We start from the raw sequence: 18,349 nt of genomic DNA, 5'->3' as shown, positions 1-18,349 counted from the left end.
AATCATAAACGGAATGTTTCTGTATAATTACAAATACGGAGTTCAAGCAAATGAAGGCGACTATTGAAGCTGGTTTGTCTGGAACTGGCCCAATACCAATCCATATCCATATGGGCAGACCGACACCGTGGTCAGAGGGATTTGTTGTTCGTTTCGAGTCAGAAACTGGGCCATCATGGATTGGTAATCTGCAGACAGGATATGGATACGCTACAAAATTCATCGAATGGAATATCGCAAATGTGATATTCGTCATCGCCGAGGGTGCATCCTACTTCATCCGCCCTGGAAACCCAGAAGATTGGAAATTTTTTGATGACCTTGGAATTGACTGCATCATTACACCACGAGGTAATATAGCGCTGCTTTCGACATACTCCGATATAATTGCAATCTCAATGAATGGAGTTGAACAGTGGCGTCGAACGGTTGCAATTGACGGTGTTGAAATCAAGATCGTGGAAAATGGATTGATCTACGGTAACGCGTGCATTGACCCACCAGATGTGTGGAACCAATTTGTTCTCCAGCTTCACTCTGGTAATGATGCCAAATAAAGCACTGAGCGAGATATAGTGACCGGGTAACGAACGGGCTTGTTGAAAAACCCCTTGTTTCATCGAAGTGGGCAAGATGGACAATGATCGCACAACCTGGCTTAAGGACTTACGGTTACTGTAAAGACTTTTGCAATAGGCCCGGATATTACCCGGTCACTTCGTTATAGATAAAAGCTCTCCATTGACTGGTTGGCTCACTATAGTACGATTGCGAATCGTATGCTACATATTGTATTTCCGATGCGGTCCGTCTAATATTAGATTCTTGTGACTAATGATTATTTGGTCATAAAAAAGATGTGCAAATTCAGGGCAAGTAGTTCTGTATTCTTCAAGCGAAATCCGATCGAGGGGCAGAAACCGCGCCAGGCAGATCTCGTTTGAGGTCCTTTTCATGGCTGGAATCGTTAAGCGAATGCGCGAACCCAAAACCACATCGATGCTCAATGTGAAATCTGTGGGGTATCAGATTTCTTTTCACTGCATTATGTGTCAACTCACTCTCCACTCGGCCATCTTGATGTTGGTATGGGGTTGCAAACCGACGGCTCCCGAAACACATTCCGGAAGCGCTTCCGATGTCACTACAGAGCCCCAGCAGCAGCTCACTTCCCCTGCTGAAGTCACCGCTGCACTGGAAGACCGCTGGTCGCTGGATGACATCAGGACATTTTGTATTCCGGAACGTCGCCACAACCCGACCTGTCAAAACCTGGTGACAGACGTCGGTGAGACCTGGGAAGGAACGCTCTACGAAAATGTACCGACAGGTTATAACTCGATCAGTTGGTACGGCACAGCAGTGGATGGCAAGCTGCATGAATATTCGTTAAACGCGAGTCGAGACGATGGCAGCTGGGTGCTGGAAATCGGAAACGTTAAATCATTTGTGAAACAACCCAAAGTCGCTCCCGATCCCTCAGGACAATGCTTCATTGGCAGCGCACCACCGGAAAATCAGGGCCCTGACGACACTTTTGTTGCACCTGTCAAAAAGTAATTATCCCCTTAAGATACTAGGAATTATGAGTTGAATTCAGTTTTTGCTCGGTTTCCGGATGATCCACTCGGCCACCATCAAATTGACCACCCAAGCTAACGTCATCATCACATCTCTGGGAAAACCAGCCGGCTCTTCTTTCATCACCGCCATCCAAGTTAAACCTATCAATGTCTGAGTGGATGCTCCTTGTCCGATTGCGTATGCGCGTATCATCCACGAACTATGTACGTCAACTCGTCGTTTTCTAATGGCCGCTAGGCCGAGTAGTATAAAAAATGTCATTGCCGTCCCCATCACCATTCGGACGAAGTAAAGAAAACCGCCCTGCAACTCAACCGGAAGATCATAGACTTGCGTCATCCATAAGCCGGTTATAGATGATACGATTCCTCCCTGGATAACAATCCATCCGTTGCATCGATGCCATTTCGGTGCATGCTTACGAATGCTCGGAAGAAACTGAAATGCACCGAGAATACAAAAGGGAATCGCTCCAAGCAGATGTAACAAAGCTGGCAGCGGGTCGGCATTTATACGTAGGTTGTTAGGTGCGATAGCTGGACCGCCTGCGATCTCAACAATTCGAAGTGCACCGCCAACGACCGGAACGAAGCTAAACACAAATAAGCAAATTAAGAGCGCCCATTCTTTCCTGCTAATGTACCCCATTATTTCTTAGACTCCTAATTGGGTTGCGTCCGTGCTCAATCATCTTCAGCACGCAGCTATAGTGATGCTAGTCGGACCGTTCATCAACAAGTAATTATTGACCAGTTCTGTGTTTGGCAACAATTCCCGATTAGGGAAGCGCAAGTATTCTGGACGAAGCAAATGGGCTGGACTACGAATAATCAAGAGTTTGAAAGAATTCAGTAGCCGTTTCATCGAGCGGAAAGAGCAACTCAATTCTCAATTCGTTGAGCGTAATCTCAAGGGCGGATTCAAACTTCATTACGGTGAAGAATGTTTGAATCACCTTGTCGCCAATTCGAAAACGAGGGCCAATTACGTCCGGGTAGTTCTGCGGTGGCTCGGGCCTCTCCACGTCGCTCAGGTGGACCAATGCACGCTCAACTAATTTGGCAAGTTTGATATTATTTGTTCGGACGATCTCATGTTGCTGCCGGTCTATCCAAGCCCAAGCAACCTCCGCCCAGTTTTCCATGCGGTCTCGATGTAGCCCTGGGGCAAACCATACGTCTACAGCCTCTTCGGGGGACAGACGCAGGCAGTCAGGAAACATAGTGCGAAATGGTCGATTAGCCAGCACTATGCACCCCAGCGAATTAAAGGCCGCGCCAGGGTAGGGCTCGTGCTGTTCAAGTATCGACTCAACAGCCCGAAGATATGGCTTAGTTCGTTCATCTCGCAAGTCGCGCTCTGGGTAACTTGGGGCGAATCCTGCTGCCACCAACAGCTCATTTCGGTTTCGAATGGAAAGGTCGAGTGCCTGCCCTAAACGCAACACTAGGCCGCGTCCTGGACGTGACCGCCCGGTTTCAATAAAGGACAGGTGTCGGGAAGTTGTCCCGGCAGTAAGTGCCAATTGCTGCTGACTCAGGGATGATTTCTTACGCCAAAATGTAAGTAAATAGCCAAATTTAGACTTCGAATTGTTAGTCATAAAGCCATTATAACGACGTTAAACTACCTGGCCAGTCCTCTTGATTTCTGCAAATGTACTTGCCAATTCGCTAAGCACAACACACCATTAATTCAAACTCGATGCATTAGCTTGGAAATCGCCAACTGCAGGAAGTCACTTCGCTCAATTAATGAACCTTGTCTAATAGTATTGCGACAAGCCTACCTGAAGATAGAAAAGGGGTCAGCGTCTCTTTAAAATAAGAGTCCTACCCTTTTACAACTGAACTGAGCCGTAGTGAACCCCGCTAGCAGGTCGCTATCAGTCGTTAATGGGCTTCTGTTTTGCCCTGCCCCGTGAGGCCCAATCTGCTCAGCATCGGGCCGATGGTCAGGCCGCCGACGAGGATTGAGAAGGCGACGACGACGTAGGTCATGGTCAGGATGAGTTCACCGATGTTGTCGTACTGCGATTGTTGAGCATGGATCTCTTCCTTGAGCGAGAGTGCGAGTGCAACACTAATCCCGCCGCGAAGGCCGCCCCAGGTCATAACCTTGATCGCGTGCGGCGTGAATTCCTGGCCGGTAGCTTTCTTCAAGATGGTCATCACCGTGCCAACGGACAGGAACCTTGCTAGCAACGCAGCGGGGATTGCCAGCGCCCCGGCCAGCAGGTATTGCTCCTGGAACGACAGCACCAGGACCTCCAGCCCGATCAACACAAACAGCACCGCATTTAGAAGTTCGTCCACCAACTCCCAGAACGTGTCCAGGTGCTGGCGCGTTTTGTCGGACATCGCCAGCGTTCGGCCATGGTTCCCCAGGATCAGCCCCGCGACCACCATCGCCAACGGCCCGGAAAGGTGCAGCTTCATCGCCAGCGCATACCCGCTCGTCACCACCGCCAGCGAAAGCAAAATCTCCGTCGCGTAGTGATCAATGGATCGCAACAGGAAGAACGCGAGCAGCCCCAGCACAAAGCCCAGCGCAATTCCGCCACCAGCTTCCAGGGCGAAGAGCTTCGCGACATCGCTTGCGTTCGTCTCTGCCATCTCGCTGCCTGCTTGAACCTCGTGCGGATGTTCTTGTTCGCTCTGCTGAACGACACGATTAGACTCATCCTTATTCGTTAAGTCTTCATGGGACTCGCCATGCCCCCCCAACCCCGCGATACTCAGGAGTGCAATAAATACCACCACGCCCACGCCATCGTTAAACAGCGACTCCCCCGCGATCTTGGTCTCCAGCGACTTGGGTGCACCGAGGCTCTTGAAGATCCCCAGGACCGCGATCGGGTCGGTTGGGGCGACGATCGAGCCGAAGATCAGGCAGTAGATGAAGCGGACCTTGATCCCAAGCCAGCCGGTGATGACGTAGGTGAGCCCGCCGACGATGAACGTCGTGGCGAGGACGCCGATGGTCGCGAGCAGGGCGATGACCGCAGTTTGTTTCTTAAGGTCGTTGAGGTTAACATGCAACGCCCCGGCAAAGAGCAGGTAGCCGAGCATGCCCTGCATCAGCGTCTGGTCGAAGTCGATTGAGCCGATGAGCGTCTCGGCCGCGGTGAGCACGCTTGCCCCCGGTACAATCCGATCAATCAGCAGCAGGCTGATTGCGTGCAGCATTGCCAGCAGCATCAGGCCTACCGTTGTTGGCAGCTTGAGCAGTTTATGGTTGATGAATGCGAAGGCCGCTGCGAGGGCCACGAGGATGCCAGCGATATCGAAGAAATTCATGGCCGTTATTATACGGTCCTTCACCCGGAAGAAAAGTAGGCTGGCCTGAATGACCTGTCATTTTCTGGAATGAAATTAAAGGGTCAGACACCTATGCCGACAGGTATTGCTCGATGTCCATCTTTCCCATCTGACGAGGATTCCTCCACCGGCGCCGATTGCGTTCACGATGAAAACACAAGAATCTCTCGATCCACATCACGTAAGCCTGCTCGGTCTTCCATACATAGTGCCTCACTCGCAACTTATTTCGCATCTGAGCAAGGAGCTAGACGATCGCTGAGCCGCAGTGGTCATGCTGCGAGATCCTGATAGAGAGGAGAGGATCATCATCCGTTGCCATGTTAGTCTTCCCTGAACCATTCCGTTGTGAACCCAGGTTTAAATAGCGTCAATTGATAAGAGACAGAAATCCTGATAGATTTAGGCAGAATCAAACTCTGTCTATCAATAGTTAGAAGATTTTATGAATCGGCTTGAAAGATTTCATCAAAATGCAGGTCTACTAGGAATTGCCCAAGTCTGTATCATTTTATTTGTATTGTATTCAGCTCTCAGCAAAGATATGAGACTTGGAATTGCTATTTATACGATACCATCAGTGGCAATATTATTTTTTGCTACTTATATGATCCGAAATATATTGGTTGACTACGTTGAATTAACGAGAAAAATAATGAATGTGTGTGCTGTTTTGATTATCGTCATATTCATTCTTTTTGAAAAAAAATTCAATCAAGAAAATTTACTTTTTCGTTTATTTATGGCATCCTTTCTTAGCGCATATATCAGCTCATATTTCTGGCTACTATCCGATTTCAGAATTTCTCATGAGCGCTCCTGACTATTGCATGAACACAGACTATAAAATTCGGCCAAATTTTCTATATTGAAAAGCCATCTGAAAATCTGTGACTGTCTGCGGATAATCAATCAATCAAATCTGAGGATAACCGATGGCTGTGAAGAGTTTTCAACCGGTGAAAATAGGTGTCATTGGCCTGGGTCGGTTTGGGCGATTGCATGCATTGACGTTATCTCGGTTGGCAGAAGCGGAACTGGTGGGGGTGGCACGCGTATTCCTTTCTCTTTGTGTTGCTTGCATCGTTGGGTGCTCTCAATCGAATGATTCTTCTGAAACACAAAATGGGACCCAAGATTTGGCAACACAAACTATCAAGCATGGACGCGTATCACTTGTCGCCCAGAAGGTCGAAGCCGGTAACCCGAATGACTCTGCCGTCCAAACAGGTTTGGACTCTGCCACATCTGTACTCAACGATTTACTTGAAACAGGAGAATTGAAATCTGCCGCTGGAACCTTCGTAGGCAGGTTTCGGCTCGAAAGCGATGGAACTGTTAGAATGTTTCTAACTGACAAATCGACTTCGCTGACAAATGCTGATGGTTTGGAAGATGCATTCGTTGGGGCAGTGTTTGGCGGCAAATGCTCATTTCCAGAACTTGGTGACATTGCAATGATCTACGCGGAATTCAAGATTGATCCACCGCAATGATCGGCAAATACCAAATCGGTGAACGAGAGGGCCCGGTGCAAACGGATTTAAGGTGTCTGGAATTTTTTATTCACGCATCGTCTGTGATCTGATTGCGATTCTGATATCGCTGCTGGGTATCTATGACGACTGCGCGTGCTCAAATACCAGCAGCAGAAACTGTAACTGATCGAAGAAATTCTGGAAACGCGGGATGAAAAATGAAAACTTCTTGATCCTGGCTGCTGGATCTGACGTTTCTTATTGTACATGGCAATACTTTCATCTCAAAAAATCAGGCAACTGAAAACAAACTGGCTCCGGATGTTACTGATTCTGGTTCTGTCGGTACTCTGCCTACGTCTGATTGTTGTCGTCAGTTGTTCTCCCTCAGGCTGGCGGTCGCTCCAAAATGACTGGGAAGACAGAACGCTGCGATTACTGGGTAAGACGACGTCGATCGGTGAGGAGCCCCCCCCGGTTCAGGCGGAGTATTGGCTCAGTCAGATCAACAAAATTCCTGCAACGCAAACGAATCCACAGGTAGCGCTGGGAGCGGCTTGGATGCTGACCGAGCCGCAGTATGGGTTCCTCGAACGGAATAAGAAATCCAGTCAGGATCTACTAGAACTAGTGGAACGATCGGAGAAAATTTTAGAAACGATTGATCAATCCCAAGAGGAATACCAGACAATCTGCCGAGATGCCTGTCTGAAACAAGCGGCCATCACCACGAGTCTGAACCCGGAGAATGTCGACTTCTGGAGACAACGGGCATTACTTCTGTTTATGGTCCGTGATGATTCGGAACTGGAGCTGCATACTGAGGACTGGCTGCAGGTACTTGAGGAAGGTGCTGCCCACGATCCGGAAAACTCGCTCTACGACTATCTGGCGGCGATCCAGTTCTACCAGCAGTCAGCCGAACCAGTCTGGGATGAGGAAGATCGGCTGACTCTAAAAATCACCAATCCCCTGGTCTACGAACAGGCCGAACAACGGCTCCGAACAGGTCTGAAAAAGCCAACCCTGAACGTTGGCACGATCACCTGGTCGACGACCCTGGAATTTTTAATACGGACATCGCTACCACTGGAAGACCAGTTTAAAGCTGCAGTCAGCAGGAACGGTACCTTTCCAGCTCTCATCATCGCCAGTAAACTGCAACGCTGGTTGATCTATGCCTGTGAATCAAATCTGTCTCAGAAAAAGTATTCCGCAGTGATTCGCAACGCACGTCAGGAACTGCGGATCGCAGACCAGTTGGCAGGGGAGAATAACTTGTATGAATTGACGTATTTCAAATACAGCTTCCGCACTTCGGGTCTGGGGCATTTATTTCAGGTGCTGCAGCTGCAGCCCGATTCATTCACTCCTGCGGAAACAGTAGAAATCGAACAGGATCTGCACCAAGCCTGGCTGAGACGGAATATTTTTATGGAAGCTCTTGATCGTTATCATGCACAGCAGGATGCTCAGCCGTCTCCTGAAACACCCCTCGCAGTAATGCTGACGTTTGTCAGCCAGACCGGGACGCTGATACTGCTCCCGTTCTGCCTGATCGCTGTGCTGACGCTCTGGATGCTAAAAAAGTATGAGAATCCATCCCTCTCCCGAACACGACGCTTCTTCATGCAGACCGGCCGTTGGGGGGCAAAACTTTGTCTGGTCGCAGTCCTGCTGTCCCTTTCTGTTTATCTGGCAGTGGCTCCTACTGTCATCACTGCCCAGAACAGAAAAAACGAGAAGGAAACGGAATGGCTGATGAATCCACTGCATCCCCTTCAGAAAGTTGAGCAGATCAAGGCTGAAATCAAAAGTACCCCGTCGATAATCCAGTCATTCGAGGAGCGCATCAAAGAGATTCAAGAGCGTCTAATTGAGGAGGCGGACCGGGTGGGAAATCGTGAGATTTAAGGGGGGCTGGAACCTTTCTTCATGTTTTGATCATTGATCTGAAATGGGGAACTGCTTAAACAGGACGCACCAGTTCCAGAGGGGATAAGGTTCCCCTGCACGCGTGCCATAACCCGGGTCAGCAAATTGATAAATGGCTTTTTCAGGATCAGAATCTCGCAGATTTCCAAACGAGAAACCTCGATATGCTGTGAGTGTTTGCCCGGTATCGAAACTTTTCTTCTTGCGACGTTCCCGATTCTCAAAGCGAAGTATGGTTTTTCCCTCACTTTCAGTCACGTGTCGAATGGGTGCCTGTGCGTAAGCATCGCCGGCCAGCATGTTGGCCACGAAGAACGCACCTTCAGCCAGTAGTGGTTTGAGTTGAGGATCGAATTTTTGATTGAGGATCAGTTCAGTTGTGGACTGACCTTCGATGACAGGTCCAGTTCTGATTTGAGTAATTTTTCCGACTTGCCCCGCGTAAGGTAGTCCATAGCTGAGCGTAAAATGTGTGCCTGTTTTGAGCGGAGACACCAATTGAATTCGCAGGCGTGAAGGCGATTCCATTTCAATTGCCTTGATCGCTGAGACAGCACGGGCGCTGTTCCGTATCTGGAATCCATAGAGGGAGTGGTAACCCTGGCCTCTTACTAACTGTTCTCGCGGAAGAAATGTTTCATCCAATACCAGCGGTGGTCGTGGCACATGAAATTCGACCAGCACACTGGCACGATCCGGCGAAACCCAGGCTTTCAACGGACGCAAAGGCTGCCATGTTTCACCCAACTTCAGGACACGATGTACCACCTTGGCTACCTGTTCGCCAAACCAGCGTTCGCCGTCGGCTGACATATGGATCGGGTCACCATATCTGCCGGAATAGCGACTGTTCAAAGCACTCGCTACCATGTAATGCGGGCCGACCATAGTGATGTGCGGATCCTTGTCCGCAGCCAACAGTTGTGCCTCACCGGCACTGCTCAATGTCTGATAGGTAAACAGTGGAATCTCAGTGGTTTGCCCGGTAATTAGCTGCAAGTCATGCGACCATCGATTTCGGTATTCAATGAGCCGATCCCGATACCAGTGCAGTCCTGCGGGACGAGGAATTTCTTTCCCCCATCGACTGGGATTAATACCTTCTGTTGGTCCGGCATTGGCTTCCCCCTGCATCCAGATTAAAGCCGCGATTCCAAAATTTTCACCCTTGGCTGCCGCTTGCGCTTTGGCACGGCGGGCATCATCAAGACTCGTTTGATAATAGCCGCCGCCATGCTGCCTGGATTCAGGTGTACGAGGATCAGTCGATTGATCAACGCTGGAAAGTTCGTCAATCAACCGTCCGCCCTGACCTGCATAAGTTACTAAATAATGAGGCGTTTTTTTCTGTCTCTCTTTTAGGTCCCGCTGAGAACTGGTGAAACTGGATTTCAAATGATCAGCCAGACCATTGGCGATTGTCTCACCCAGTCCACCGTTGACAGTTGCAGTGAGTGGCACAAAAGAGAACTGTTCTGCAGGTCGCTCGTGTGGCTTGTCACAATACTTACCATAAGACCAGGTGCGCACACCACGCTGGAACATATAGTTTCCCCAGTCACCATTCGATCGCGTGACAATGGGCAGTGACTCGGCACCTTCACATAAAGATTGCCCCATTAACCAGAGACCAACAATATCACGCTTGATTAGAGGCCGATCCGAAGCTGGCTGCGGTCTCTCTTCGGAAAAACAGTCGGTGACCGACCAAACCATGACGACGACGAAAAGTGTAAGTGGCTTCATTCTGAATGAGGATCCTGGTGCTGATGTGTGAAATGAATTTAAGGTGTCAGATCCCTATGCCGACTGCAACAATAAATGGACCTGCCAGCTTTTTCTCGGCGCAGTATTGTTTTGTTATCCACCGTTATCGACTTCCAATCGTAATGATGGGATCGAGGTCGTGCCGTCGTTTGAAACTACGACGCACGGCTGGCCACGAATCCAGTTTGTCTGAACGAACCTAGATTTTGGATCAGGCATCAGTTGATACTGATACCGCCCAGGAGCTAAATGCAGGTGGTTATGGGCAACACCGGCTTCGTCTGTGACGGGACATTGAAAGCCCCCATCTCCTCCATCGGGACCGATCAACGTCATACCAATAATGACGTTTGAGACGGGCTCACCACGATCAGCAGAAAGCACTTTTACTATCGGAAGGCCGCTGTCGTTCGTCTGCTGATGCAAAACACGATCGTAAAACCTCGTGTACCGATCTTTGGCTTCCCTGTCCTTTGCACACCATAGAGCAAAGACGATCGATGCAATACCCAATGAAGCAAGAAGTCCAGCTACAAATGCTCGTCGAGTTTTCGACATGGCCATAGCGATGATCCCAAGACTGCTCCCGACGTATAGGAGAATTCGATTTGGCGGATAACTTGAATTTAGACTAAATTATTTTGGTGTTATCCATCAACAATAGAGTTCGTAAAATTTTGTTTAGCTAGAAATGAATTGTCAAGATAAAATTCAAGATGATGTGATAAAGAAAGAAGTCAGGTTGAATGACTCGAATCAGTAAAACGGAATTATGAATGAATTTAAGGTGTCAGACCTGAATGACGACTAGAATTGCTTCTTAATTCTTATCTTCAACTTCGGGACGGTATGGTTCTTCCCGCAAGACATGACAAACCTGCAACTTAAGGAAGAAAAGCGGAATAATCCACTCTAGATGTTCTGGTGATTTAAAAACGTATATTGAGAGAACTAAACTAACAGCGCAAACAGTCATTGCCACAGGACGCTGTAAATACAAGGGCATGGCGAGAATGAAGGCGCATGTGATCATCAAATACCCATAAAAAAGTCCAATCCAAAGAAGATCAAAGTTCAGAAAGAAATAGCTTACCAGAAATACTTGAATGATATGCAGCCCTACAAAGTTCATGTGTGCCTTAAAATCATTTCCTTCTCTGAAATTCCAACGCTTGGCAGTTGAAGTTGCGTTAGTGACAACGCCACCGACCATATCCCCGATAAGTATTGCTGCTACCACGTATTGCCCTATTGACCAGTTGAAATTCATGTACAGACCATGAAGTACAACGATAGCTATTCCAAGTAGCGGTAAATATAGTTGGAGGTTTTTTTCAGCTTTTGTTGCTCCCGGGCCAATAAGTTTGTCAATTTGGCCGTAAAAACCCTTGCGGAATTGAGGCAGTTCCCAATCAATTTTCACTATACGCCTCTCTTGTTAATATGTAGTCCCAACGATTCACTTCTCAATGCCTTCCAAGAACAGCTTAACACTCGGTAGAAGGATTTTCTTCAGTGGGCGACCAGTTGCATGACGCATCGTAATACTGCCTTCAAATATCGATGCAAGAGTCCAAGCCGCGTCGACGGCATTTACTTCTCCTCGAATTTCTCCCTTGTCGATGCCCTCCTCGACAATCGCAGTGAATACTTTGATGTATTCAGTAAAGTACGGTTTCAAAATCATTAGGACGTTCCTGTTCCTCGACGCCATCGCCTTAAACTCAGCAAAAATCGGATACAGGACCTTATTCTTCTCAAGAAGGCGCACAAGCCCTTTTGCATAAGTGTCGAGACGTTCCAGGGCAGGACCTTTACTCGCAATCAAATTTCTCACCTCGGGTTGATCACTATCAAAAAGCTGACGAACAAGTGCTTCCACCAGCGCATCCTTGCTGTCGTAATAGTGGTAGACCGCCGCCTTACTCAGCTTCGCTGCCTTGGAAACTTCGTTCATGCTGGAAGCGTGAATTCCATATTTGCTGAACAGCTCAGCCGCAGCCGACAGAATCTGTGGTTTTCGTTCATCGCTGACGTCCGGTTTTGGCATGATGGTCCTGCGTGTATTTCGATTAAGCAAGTACGGCCAGACACGAATCTCAAAATATAAATAACCGACCGGTCGGTATATTATTGCAAAGCAACCAATTGCTGTCAAGAGGAGACTGAAGTGGTAGATGAAAAGGGTTCAGACCCCTATACCGTCTGTCCGAGAACCGGGTTGCATGGGTTTCGTTGGTCCTACCATCATTTTAAGCTCGCTTCGGAAAAGCATAAACTCGCAATGGACTCGAATAGCCCGCCCACAGCACCCGGGTCAAAACTCGCCGATGGTCGCACCGTCGGCCCGGGCACTGAGGTTTTTCCAGACGGTCGCATCAATGGAATCACTGACGCTGCGGCTTGATCCGTCAAGCAGTAACACATTCACAATGCCCGGGTGATAGCTTCGCGAGGTGACTGCTGCGTACGTTGGTCCCATGCAGGTTGCAGTCGGTTTATCCTCACGACACGAGGTATAGTCGATGTCAAAAGTTGTTCCGCTGTCGGCGTGAGTCACCACCGTGTTTGGTGTAAACGTCGTCGTAAATCCGGTCTGATGAACGCGACCATCTACCCACTCTGTATGACCCGTGGGCTGGAATTGACCTCCGAGCGCACTGATACCCGATGGTGTCGGAGCAGTAGGCCCGCCGCCACTACCATCCCGCAGATAATGTGTGAATGCTTTGACTTCGGATGCGGCGAGAGTATTGCTGAGTCCGTCGGTGATATCGGCTGGCGCGAATGCCGAGTTCGGAGTGAACGCCCCGTCGCCGGCTTTCTGCGTTGCGTTGTCCCAAACCTGCCACGTTCCGAAATTGAAGCCGTAGTTGACTGGATAGTCAGTGGGATTTCCGCTGCCGTCGGTTCGAACACGGTCCTGAATCTCGCTCGGACACAGGTACGGTGCCACACGAGTTTTCCTGACGGCGACAGTGGCACTGTCACCGCTTCCGTGCGTGTCCGCAAAGTCGATTAGAGATGCGAGATTCGCCTGCTCAAGATGAGGCAGCAGCCGCGCGTGAACCGACCATTCACCACCATCGGTCGCAAGGTCCGCACAGAATCCTGGCGGAAACCGTGAATGTGTGGACTGATAGTTATGCAATGCCAGCCCGATTTGTTTCAGATTATTCTTACACTGCGTTCGCCGGGCCGCTTCGCGCGCATTCTGCACGGCTGGCAGAATCAACGCGATCAGGATGGCGATGATCGCCATCACGACCAGAAATTCGACCAGTGTAAATCCGCGAATTCGATTACCCATAATCATCTAATCATCCTGTTTTCTCTCCAAACCGAACATTGTAGAGGCATGAGGATCTCTGAGCAACAGAACGCTCGTCGGGATGAATTTGAGCCTCTCGACGTTGTGAGTTTTGTCTGGTACGCTACGATGCGCATCAGCAACAATTAATGGACCTGACACCTTATTCTTTCTCTCAGGTGATGATTTTGCACAAGATCTCCAAATCAACGTCGTCCATCTTGAAAAAATGGAGAAAAATCACCACGCGTTAGACAAGAGCGAACCGCAGCGGTTATAATCACGGCAGTCTATGTCTGAAGCGGTTCCAAGCTGATTCATATAGGAAATCTCTGTTTATGATTTTTTCCAAATTACTGTAGTTAGATTTAGATAAGATTAAAGAAATAATTTTAGGAAAGCTGAGAAATCAAATGGTTCGTGTCCAGTTTGCTTGTATTCTACTTCTAGTCATTTCGCTGATTGTGGGTTGTGGCAGACCTGCTACTCAATCAGCTCCCACAAGTTCGACACCCAAAGATCCTGAAGAAGCAGCATTGCGAACTGTTGCAACAATTTATGGATTTTGTGCGATGAAGCATAAAACTGGTCCCAAGGGTTGGGAAGTGCTTGAAGAGCATGCCTCCAGTTTGAGCAGCCCGGCTCGAGAAAAAGCTCTAGATGCAATCAAGAAACTACAGTCGCTGGGTTATAAGGTTACCTGGGGGATCGACATGCTAACGCTTGTGCAACAGGAGAAGGATCCGAATGAATTTATCATTATTGAATCGCCAGATGGGCGGCTGAAAGCTCCCTTCAGTGGAAATAAAATTATAAAAGAAGAAGTTGATCAAAAAAAGCCAGCTTCTGATACGGAAAATTCTGACTCGGGTGCTCCCAAGTAAGGGCGGTTGTTTTTGGGTTTTCATACTTAGACTATGATATTGAACTCACCTCATAACCCATCTTGACTGATTCCATTTTTGCCCAGGGTCGTGGCCGCGCGTGACCTGCTTTGGATGGTTACAAGATTTTAAATCCGCTGTCATGTCGGTCTTTCCTGATCAACTCCAATTGGGGACGCAAGTCCATATCGTATCAATTGATAATAGGCAGAAGTCCTGATAGATTTAAACAGAATTTGATTCTGTCTATTTAGAGTTAGATATCTTGATACTAATGAATACAAAATATTTAAACACTGATTTAGATTTAAAAAGTTATCAAGAAATTACGCTGCTCGGTAAGTATTTTGATAAACACGCTGATTTGATCCGTTGTGAAAATGATGATGGTGTTTGGTGGGCGGTAGTTGAAGATTCCCATTCAAATCGTAACGCACTTCCAACTGACAATATCAACAATCTTCTTGATGTGATTCAAAATTTGGAGCCTGATCTCAAAGCGATTTTAGATACTTGTCATGTTAAAGATTTTAATATCGGTATAGAAACTGGCAACATTCACGGTTTTAATCTTGGTATCGACCACGCAACACTCAAAAGGATCGTAGATCTTAATTTCACTATTTCTTTCACCACGTATCCAAACTGCGACGAATAACCTAACACGTATGTGGCTTTGTTCGTCAAAGGCGCGTATGTTGATTTGTTGAAAAAGAAAACAGTTTTTTTCTATCATCTGTAACGTTCTGTGTACCGACTTTTGCGTTCTGTCGGACATTCTACTGCAAATAGGGAGGATCTCACTTGAATACATTGGAAGCCATTCGCAATCGTCGTGCGATCAAGCATTTTGACCCGGAACACTCTCTTTCCGAAGCTGAGGAACGTAGCTTGTTCGAGGCAACCATACTCGCTCCGACAAGTTTTAATATTCAGCACTGGCGTTTCGTCGTTCTGCGCGATCCGGAGCTCCGATCACGGATTCGCACGGAATTTGGGAATGACCAGTCGCAGATGACCGATGCGTCCCTGCTTGTGCTTTTCACGGCAGATATGAAAGCATGGCAAAAGCAACCGGAACGATATTGGGTCAATGCTCCGAAAGAGGTTGCTGAACTGCTTGTGGGCTGGATGGGACCGTTTCATGAAGGACGAGAATGGCTGCAAAGGGATGAAGCTCAACGGTCAATCGGTATGGCAATGCAAACGCTGATGCTTGCGGCGCAGGAACTTGGTTATCAGTCTTGTCCCATGATTGGCTTTGACATCGAAAAAGTGGCAGAGCTCATCAATCTACCGGACGATCATGTCATGGGACCGATGGTTGCCATTGGCAAAGGCCTCAAAGATGCATGGCCGAAACCGGGGCAGTTACCTCTCGAAGAGATTGTTGTGGATAACAGCTTCTAGTATCTAGTAATAGAACAATCCGTTGCATCGGAGTCCCGGTCGACGACTTTTAAACTTGCAATTGATAATAGACAGGAATCCTGATAGTTTTAGACAGAATTAAATTCTGTTTATCAATAGTTCTTCCACTTAACCGAACTCTCAAATGGTAACGATCGACAGCGAGTACGTAAACACAGATTTCGATCTGAAATCCGAATCATCGTTCGACATATTGAACAGGGAGCTTTCATCACGATGCCACGGCCTGCATTACACGCAAGGCGACGATGGTCATTATTATGCATGCTTCGAATCAGACGATGATGGCGAAATGTCTGAATCTGGGGCGGAGCGCGACATCCTGCTAATCGTTAACGCTCTCAATATGCTCTCTGATGCCGCGAAGGCGGAACTTGATGCTTGTTACCTCCGTGAATTCAATATAGGATTTCATTGTGGCGACTCGTGGGCTTTCATGCATTCTATACCGCACAACGCAGTAGCGGCTGTCTCAGACGTCGGATGTTCATTGGCGGTGACGCTTTATCCCATGCGTCAACCTGATGGTACTCCACGCTAATGACCATGGCATTCAAACGCCAAAACGTGAAATTACAAAATGTTATATCGGAGTCACGGGTCGCGCGGCTTTTGAAATCAATACTGTTTACCGCGATCTCTTGAATACAGACGTTATTCGACTAGAGCTTACCATGCCGCTTGGGAAAACGAATTGATTGAATCGTTTACGAAATGCAGCAATCTTTCGCGATCATTGGAATTCTACACGGCAGTTCTCTACTTTGCGGTCAAGGTGGCACCAAATTCTGATCCGACGTCATTCGATTCTAAGCATGCCATACTGGAAAATGGTGGTTATCTCTTGCATCTTTCGTCTCACGAAGGCGATGGAGTATTTGGTGGCAAAATCTATGTTCGTGTTTCAGACATCGACGGCTTGTACAGACGATGCGTTTCAATTGGACTCAACACTTTGAACCGAGATTCGCCACCCGCATTGCGAGGTGGCCCGGTGTACTGGTCGTTACTCTTGCCCTCTTACGATATACTCAAACGTTTCCTCAAATGTGCTTTTAAAAGACCATTTTTGTACGCATCATTCACAAAAACCGGTTCAGAGACTAGAATCGGCTGCATATATCGAACTCATTCATTTTGAATGTGTCTCTTTAAGTATCCGTAGTAGTAAATTTGCCAGAACTTAATATAAGACCTTAACTTAGAAGCAGCTATGATTACGATTGTCGATTATGGAATGGGAAATCTGCGAAGTGTCCAGAAAGCCTTTGAAAAGGTGGGCTCACAGGCGGTCATCAGTTGCCGACCGGAAGAAATTTCGCAGGCGTCTAAATTGGTGCTCCCTGGTGTGGGAGCCTTTCGAGACGCAATCCATGCTTTAAAAGAGCAGTCGTTAGTCGAACCCATTCTGGAGCAGATTCAATCCGGCAAACCCTTTCTGGGAATATGTCTGGGTTTGCAACTGCTCTTCGAAACCAGTTATGAAGACGGAGAATACGCAGGGTTGGGCGTGATTCCGGGAAAGGTGGTCCGTTTTCAGGATCAGCCCGGTCTGAAAATTCCACACATGGGTTGGAATCAGATTGAACCAACGGCCCCTCATCCCATTCTGGCGGGCATTCCTGAACAGGAATATTTCTATTTTGTGCACAGTTATTATGTTGCCCCTGAAGAGGAATCGGTTGTCGCCGCTTACACTGATTATGGCTGTCGCTTTGCTTCGATGGTTGCCCGCGATAACATTGTCGCTGCCCAGTTTCATCCTGAAAAAAGTCAAAGTGCAGGATTGAAACTATTGGAAAATTTTGCTTCATTCTAGTTCGAGACAATTCGAATTAAACAGGAATCTAGAAAGACTGATCAGCTATGGAAATTTTGCCCGCCATCGATATTCGAGGAGGCAAGTGTGTGCGTTTGCGACAAGGCGATTATGGCCAGGAAACCGTCTTCGGTGATGATCCGACCGAAATGGCACTCCGCTGGGCAGAGGGAGGCGCACAACGTTTGCATCTGGTGGACCTCGATGGCGCCAAGGCTGGGAAACCCGTCAATCATGACGTTGTCAAGAAGATCGTGGATGCGGTTTCGGTGCCCTGTCAGATGGGAGGTGGAATCCGAGATGAAGCCGCGATTCAATTGATGCTGGATGACGTTGGCATTGATCGGGTGATTGTGGGAACGCAGGCGTTGAAAGACCCGCAATGGTTCAAAGAAATGGTACAGCGTTATCCCCAAAGGCTGGCATTGGGTCTGGATGCCCGCGATTCGAAAGTTGCTACCGAGGGCTGGCTGGATGTCTCTGAAACTTCAGCCCTTGATTTGGCGAAAGAGTATGTTGGCGTCGAGCTGGCTGCCGTCATTTATACAAACATTGCCAATGATGGCATGATGCAGGGTGTCGATGAAGCCACGATTCAGGACATGATCCAGTTGACAGAACTCGGGTTACCCGTCATCGCTTCGGGGGGAGTCACTACTCTCAAAGATGTTTCACGTCTGGCGGAAGTCAATCAACAACATCCTCGATTAGTGGGAGCGATCATTGGTCGTGCCTTATACGAAGGAACCATTGAAGTCCCCGCCGCCATTGCCGCCACAAATCAGTAATCGATTTTGGCAGTAGCAGGAACAGATTGCCTT

The 18,349-nt window shown here is 48.1% G+C and carries 20 protein-coding genes; 11 read left to right on the top strand and 9 right to left on the bottom strand.

Annotated elements, in window-relative coordinates; genetic code table 11:
* Window positions 1-50: 50 nt before the first annotated feature.
* Together V144x_RS22875 and V144x_RS22870 are read left to right on the top strand one after the other, a co-directional pair.
* Window positions 51-557 (top strand): hypothetical protein, encoded by a 507-nt coding sequence (locus V144x_RS22875; protein ID WP_144988536.1) that lies wholly within the window; start codon window positions 51-53, stop codon window positions 555-557.
* A gap of 397 nt (window positions 558-954) precedes the next feature.
* Window positions 955-1,560, top strand: coding sequence for a hypothetical protein (locus tag V144x_RS22870; protein ID WP_144988534.1), 606 nt, complete (start codon window positions 955-957; stop codon window positions 1,558-1,560).
* 36 nt (window positions 1,561-1,596) lie between these two features.
* Here V144x_RS22870 and V144x_RS22865 read toward each other — a convergent pair whose 3' ends face one another.
* The 4 genes from V144x_RS22865 to V144x_RS29060 all read right to left on the bottom strand — a co-directional run bounded on the left by V144x_RS22865 (window position 1,597) and on the right by V144x_RS29060 (window position 5,139).
* Entirely contained in the window at window positions 1,597-2,232 is a 636-nt protein-coding gene (locus tag V144x_RS22865) for a DUF2306 domain-containing protein (protein ID WP_144988532.1), read from the bottom strand.
* A gap of 172 nt (window positions 2,233-2,404) precedes the next feature.
* Entirely contained in the window at window positions 2,405-3,187 is a 783-nt protein-coding gene (locus V144x_RS22860; RefSeq protein ID WP_144988530.1) for a helix-turn-helix domain-containing protein, read from the bottom strand.
* Between the two features lie 289 nt (window positions 3,188-3,476).
* Entirely contained in the window at window positions 3,477-4,883 is a 1,407-nt protein-coding gene (locus V144x_RS22855) for a cation:proton antiporter (RefSeq protein WP_144988528.1), read from the bottom strand.
* A gap of 91 nt (window positions 4,884-4,974) precedes the next feature.
* Entirely contained in the window at window positions 4,975-5,139 is a 165-nt protein-coding gene (locus V144x_RS29060) for a phage integrase N-terminal SAM-like domain-containing protein (protein ID WP_144988526.1), read from the bottom strand.
* 210 nt (window positions 5,140-5,349) lie between these two features.
* Here V144x_RS29060 and V144x_RS22845 point away from each other — a divergent pair, with 210 nt between their 5' ends.
* From V144x_RS22845 to V144x_RS22835, 3 genes are all read left to right on the top strand, one after another.
* Window positions 5,350-5,727 (top strand): hypothetical protein, encoded by a 378-nt coding sequence (locus V144x_RS22845; protein WP_144988524.1) that lies wholly within the window; start codon window positions 5,350-5,352, stop codon window positions 5,725-5,727.
* A 112-nt stretch (window positions 5,728-5,839) separates the two neighbouring features.
* Window positions 5,840-6,400, top strand: a complete 561-nt coding sequence (locus V144x_RS22840; RefSeq protein WP_144988522.1) for a hypothetical protein — start codon at window positions 5,840-5,842, stop codon at window positions 6,398-6,400.
* Between the two features lie 249 nt (window positions 6,401-6,649).
* Window positions 6,650-8,296: a hypothetical protein gene (locus tag V144x_RS22835; protein ID WP_144988520.1), complete on the top strand. Its 1,647-nt coding sequence runs from the start codon at window positions 6,650-6,652 to the stop codon at window positions 8,294-8,296.
* Window positions 8,297-8,326: 30 nt separating this feature from the next.
* Here V144x_RS22835 and V144x_RS22830 read toward each other — a convergent pair whose 3' ends face one another.
* The 5 genes from V144x_RS22830 to V144x_RS22810 form a co-directional block, all read right to left on the bottom strand.
* Entirely contained in the window at window positions 8,327-10,063 is a 1,737-nt protein-coding gene (locus tag V144x_RS22830) for a phosphate ABC transporter substrate-binding protein (RefSeq protein WP_144988518.1), read from the bottom strand.
* Window positions 10,064-10,177: 114 nt separating this feature from the next.
* Complete coding sequence (locus tag V144x_RS22825) at window positions 10,178-10,648, bottom strand: hypothetical protein (protein ID WP_144988516.1); 471 nt, start codon at window positions 10,646-10,648, stop codon at window positions 10,178-10,180.
* 256 nt (window positions 10,649-10,904) lie between these two features.
* A complete protein-coding gene (locus V144x_RS22820) occupies window positions 10,905-11,507 on the bottom strand; it encodes a hypothetical protein (RefSeq protein ID WP_144988514.1) in 603 nt (200 codons plus the stop codon).
* A gap of 36 nt (window positions 11,508-11,543) precedes the next feature.
* Window positions 11,544-12,134, bottom strand: a complete 591-nt coding sequence (locus tag V144x_RS22815) for a TetR/AcrR family transcriptional regulator (RefSeq protein ID WP_144988512.1) — start codon at window positions 12,132-12,134, stop codon at window positions 11,544-11,546.
* A gap of 267 nt (window positions 12,135-12,401) precedes the next feature.
* Window positions 12,402-13,394, bottom strand: a complete 993-nt coding sequence (locus V144x_RS22810) for a DUF1559 domain-containing protein (RefSeq protein ID WP_232102610.1) — start codon at window positions 13,392-13,394, stop codon at window positions 12,402-12,404.
* 413 nt (window positions 13,395-13,807) lie between these two features.
* Here V144x_RS22810 and V144x_RS22805 point away from each other — a divergent pair, with 413 nt between their 5' ends.
* The 6 genes from V144x_RS22805 to hisA all read left to right on the top strand — a co-directional run bounded on the left by V144x_RS22805 (window position 13,808) and on the right by hisA (window position 18,316).
* The gene (locus V144x_RS22805; protein ID WP_144988508.1) at window positions 13,808-14,278 is read left to right on the top strand and encodes a hypothetical protein; all 471 of its coding nucleotides are present in this window, start codon (window positions 13,808-13,810) and stop codon (window positions 14,276-14,278) included.
* Between the two features lie 274 nt (window positions 14,279-14,552).
* On the top strand, window positions 14,553-14,936 hold the full coding sequence (locus V144x_RS22800) for a hypothetical protein (protein ID WP_144988506.1): 384 nt from the start codon (window positions 14,553-14,555) through the stop codon (window positions 14,934-14,936).
* Between the two features lie 146 nt (window positions 14,937-15,082).
* On the top strand, window positions 15,083-15,688 hold the full coding sequence (locus V144x_RS22795; protein WP_144988503.1) for a nitroreductase family protein: 606 nt from the start codon (window positions 15,083-15,085) through the stop codon (window positions 15,686-15,688).
* 313 nt (window positions 15,689-16,001) lie between these two features.
* Entirely contained in the window at window positions 16,002-16,250 is a 249-nt protein-coding gene (locus V144x_RS22790; protein WP_144988501.1) for a hypothetical protein, read from the top strand.
* 672 nt (window positions 16,251-16,922) lie between these two features.
* A complete protein-coding gene (hisH, locus tag V144x_RS22785; protein WP_144988499.1) occupies window positions 16,923-17,528 on the top strand; it encodes an imidazole glycerol phosphate synthase subunit HisH in 606 nt (201 codons plus the stop codon).
* A 47-nt stretch (window positions 17,529-17,575) separates the two neighbouring features.
* Window positions 17,576-18,316, top strand: coding sequence for a 1-(5-phosphoribosyl)-5-[(5-phosphoribosylamino)methylideneamino]imidazole-4-carboxamide isomerase (gene hisA, locus V144x_RS22780; RefSeq protein ID WP_144988497.1), 741 nt, complete (start codon window positions 17,576-17,578; stop codon window positions 18,314-18,316).
* The last annotated feature ends 33 nt before the right edge of the window (window positions 18,317-18,349 follow it).

Source organism: Gimesia aquarii (assembly GCF_007748195.1).
In the GTDB taxonomy this organism is placed as follows: domain Bacteria; phylum Planctomycetota; class Planctomycetia; order Planctomycetales; family Planctomycetaceae; genus Gimesia; species Gimesia aquarii.
Note: the sequence above shows the minus strand (reverse complement) of the source record. Positions and strands in the feature narration are given on the sequence as shown.